Genomic DNA, 1,975 nt, shown 5'->3' on the forward strand with positions numbered 1-1,975 from the left:
GAGTAGGGGAGTAGGGGAGTAGGGGAGTAGGGGCATGTGTTCCAGAGTGTGTTCCACAGTGCAATCTACACCACTTACACCACTCACATACTGCCTTACTCCCTATTCCCCTACTCCCTTACTGGTCTCAAATGCCTTCGCCGGCAAGCTCCTCGGAAAGTGCGGCGACCTGGTCCTGGGCGCTGCGCATCATCGGGTAGATGCCGAGAACGCGCTGCCAGGCCTCGAGTGCCGACTGCTTGTGGCCGGTTTCGGCCATGATCTGAGCCAGGCCCGAAAGGGCGCCGAAATGGCGTGGTTCGAGCTGCAGGGTGCGGTCGATATCCGCCATCGACTTCCCGTAGTTCTTCATCATGAAATGAACAGTGGCGCGCCGGTTCCAGCCTTCCGCATAAGTCGGCTGCAAAGTCACCACTTGATCGAGGAAATCGAGTGCAACATCGAATTTCTGGTTTTCGATCGCCTTTTGCGACCATTGCATCATCAGGTCGATCGAGGCGCTGCCCGACTGGGACCACTCGCTGCCGATGCGTCCGGCGATGCGCTCGGCCGCCTTTTCATTGCGTTCGCGCTTGAGATCGGTAAACAGCTGATCGAGCCGCGCCTGTTTCGTCTTGACGACCGGAGGTGCTGTCGGCGGAGCTGCCGTCGGATATTCAGCCCAAGCCGGCAGCGAGACAGCGCCGGAAACGAGGAAAGCCGTGAAAAATGCAAAAAGAATCCGCATCGCGGGAATCTAGCCCCCGACGCCGGATCGTCAAACTGAATTTAGCGTGAGAGGCGTATCATGCGAACGGAGGCGCGCAGCCTCCGGTCGAAAACTCAACCTTGGCGCGCCTTGTAGCGCGGAGCGGTCTTGTTGATGATGTAGACGCGGCCCTTGCGACGAACCAGCTGGTTGTCGCGGTGACGCGCCTTCAACGCCTTGAGCGAATTCTTGATCTTCATGGTCTTGCCCGTCGGTCTGGGCCCGGTCCCGGGCCGAATTATTAAGGCGCGCCCACAGACGCGCCTTTGAACTGTGCGTGGCTCATAGACGAGGAGCGTTGCCCGTGTCAACCGCAAGTGCTTGCCGCAAGCGCGTTGGCTAAACGATACGGACCGTTTCGTATCATCAAATATCCCCGCTGGCGCCTTGCGGTGCGTGATTGAACCGGCTGGAATGATGCGGTTGCGAATTGGAGATCATCATGCGCCGAATTCTTGTGTCCGCCTGTCTTGTCGTCCTCGCGGCAGGCTCTGTTGCCCATGCGCAGGAATGCGACCGCAACGACGACAGGCAGCAGATGATGAACATCTGCGCCGACGCCGACTACAAATCCGCCGACGCCAAATTGAACAAGGCCTACCAGGATCTCATCGGCGGAAGCGATGCAAAAGCCAGCAAGCTGTTGCAGACGGCGCAGCGCGCGTGGATCGCCTTTCGCGACGCGGAATGCAGCTATTCCGCCGCAAACAGCGAAGGCGGCTCGATCTATCCGATGCTGGTATCGGAATGCCTGACACGGCTGACCGACGACCGCACCAAGCAGCTCACCGCCGATTCGACCTGCCCGGAAGGCGATGTAAGCTGCGCCAGCCCCGACGAGGACGAGAGCGGCGACATCCAGTAAGCGTACGTTCTAACTTCGGCGGCTCACGCGCGTAAAATGGCCCATCTTGCGGCCGGGCCGCGGCTCGGCCTTGCCATAGAGGTGCAGCATCAGATCGGGCTCGGCGAGCAGCTCAGGAACGCGCCGGACATCGTCGCCGATCAGGTTTTCCATGACGCAGTCGAACTGCCGGGCGGGATTTCCCAGCGGCAGGCCGGCGACGGCGCGGATGTGCTGCTCGAATTGCGAGACGGTGCAGGCGGCCTCCGTCCAGTGGCCGGAATTGTGGACGCGCGGCGCTATCTCGTTGGCCAGCAGCGAACCGTCGGCAAGGACAAAGAATTCGACGCCGATGACGCCGACATAGTCGAGCGCTGCAAGGA

Annotated in this window: 4 protein-coding genes; 1 reads left to right on the forward strand and 3 read right to left on the reverse strand. The window is 60.6% G+C overall.

All coding sequences use genetic code 11. The features are described 5' to 3' along the window. Positions 1-127: 127 nt before the first annotated feature. Both E5W70_RS32135 and ykgO read right to left on the reverse strand, forming a co-directional pair. Positions 128-727: a hypothetical protein gene (locus E5W70_RS32135; protein ID WP_292665352.1), complete on the reverse strand. Its 600-nt coding sequence runs from the start codon at positions 725-727 to the stop codon at positions 128-130. Between the two features lie 95 nt (positions 728-822). Continuing rightward, positions 823-948, reverse strand: coding sequence for a type B 50S ribosomal protein L36 (gene ykgO / locus E5W70_RS32140; RefSeq protein ID WP_006327841.1), 126 nt, complete (start codon positions 946-948; stop codon positions 823-825). Between the two features lie 242 nt (positions 949-1,190). On the opposite strand from ykgO, the gene E5W70_RS32145 reads away from it, so the two are divergent. Further along, on the forward strand, positions 1,191-1,613 hold the full coding sequence (locus E5W70_RS32145) for a lysozyme inhibitor LprI family protein (protein WP_292665354.1): 423 nt from the start codon (positions 1,191-1,193) through the stop codon (positions 1,611-1,613). Positions 1,614-1,622: 9 nt separating this feature from the next. Here E5W70_RS32145 and E5W70_RS32150 read toward each other — a convergent pair. Then, positions 1,623-1,975 (reverse strand): ATP-grasp domain-containing protein (locus E5W70_RS32150; protein WP_292665355.1); only part of this gene is annotated, 353 nt, incomplete at its 5' end.

This window comes from Mesorhizobium sp., assembly GCF_005063415.1.
Taxonomy (GTDB): Bacteria; Pseudomonadota; Alphaproteobacteria; order Rhizobiales; family Rhizobiaceae; genus Mesorhizobium.